Origin of the sequence: Micromonospora sp. SL1-18 (assembly GCF_047921505.1) — a bacterium.
In the GTDB taxonomy this organism is placed as follows: domain Bacteria; phylum Actinomycetota; class Actinomycetes; order Mycobacteriales; family Micromonosporaceae; genus Micromonospora.
Genome location: NZ_JBLROA010000173.1, coordinates 1 through 1,347 on the forward strand (window position 1 = coordinate 1; position 1,347 = coordinate 1,347).

A 1,347-nucleotide genomic window follows, 5' to 3' on the forward strand; every position below is an offset into this window, starting at 1 on the left:
CCAGGGGCAAAGCAAAGTTAGTTGATCTTCGTTTGACCTGGTGAGGCGTGTGTTTTGCGGGTCGGTCCCGGGGCGGTGAGCGAGCGCGGCCTTCCTGAGTAGACGATGAAGGTTCCTACGCCAGTCGTCGTCTGCAAAGAAAGGCCGCTCGTGTCAGTCTCCCACGCTGTCGTCGGTGTCGTCACGGATGAGGGTGGGGAGGTCGACTACGGGCAGGTAGCCGCGCTGGCGGCCGTGTTCGGGCAGGTCAACGATCCGCGTAAGGCGCGGGGTGTGCGTCATCGGCTCGCGGGGGTGTTGACCGTGGTGACGCTGGCGTTGTTGTGCGGCGCCCGTAACTTCCGGCAGGCCGCCGACCGGGTGGCCGAGTTGCCGCAGCCGTTGCTGGCCGCCGCGGGTGCCCGCCGGCACCCGGTGCTCGGGATCCGGGTCACGCCGGGTCGGGACACGCTGCGCCGGCTGGTCGAGGCGGTCGACGCGGCGGTGGTTGACCGCCTCGTCAGCGCGTGGCTGGCCGCCCGGCTGCCCGGTCCGGCCGACGGGTGCGGGTTGTCGCTGGACGGTAAGACCGTCCGGAACTCGGGTGGCCCGACCGGGGTGGACGTGCAGTTGTTCTCCGCGATGCGTCACGACACCGCCGTCGTCGTCGCCCAGGTGCAGGTCCCGCCCGACACGACCGAGGTCACCCAGATCAGGGCCCTGCTCGACCATGTCGAGGTGGCCGGGATGGTCGTCACCGCCGACGCGGCTCATCCCAGCAGCGACACCGCCGCCTACCTACGCGGACGCGACGCGGACTACGTGTTCACCGTCAAAGGCAACAGGCCCACGCTGCTGGCCGCGATCACCGACCGGCTACCGGCGGCAACAGCGGCGACCAGCGCCCACACCGACACCGAACGCCGCAGCGGCTACCGCGTCACCCGCACCATCTGGGTCGCAGCCGCCACGGGCATCGACTTCCCCGGCGCGGCCGTGGTCTTCCGACTACGCCGCGACGTGTACGCCCCCGACGGCCAGCGGGTCAGCAAGCAGATCGTCCACGGGATCACCAGCCTGGTCGGCGCCGCCGCCGATCTGCTCACCTACATCAGGACACATTGGTGGATCGAAAACAAAATTCACTGGGTCCGTGACGTCCTGTTCGGCGAGGACACCCACCACGCCTGGCTCGGCAGCCTCGCCCATGCCATGGCCGCCTTACGCAACCTCGCGATCGCCCTGATCCGGCTTGCCGGACACTCCAGGATCAAGCAGGTCATGGAACGTCACCACGCCGACAAGATGCTCATCCCCGCCCTGCTCAACGCATCCCGACCATGATCAACAGACTTTGCTTTGGCTCTG

General features: G+C 68.3%; 1 protein-coding gene. It reads left to right on the plus strand.

What is annotated here, in order from left to right; genetic code table 11:
* Positions 1 to 150 precede the first annotated feature (150 nt).
* Positions 151 to 1,323, plus strand: a complete 1,173-nt coding sequence (locus tag ACNAW0_RS30350) for an ISAs1 family transposase (RefSeq protein WP_416291474.1) — start codon at positions 151 to 153, stop codon at positions 1,321 to 1,323.
* Positions 1,324 to 1,347 lie beyond the last annotated feature (24 nt).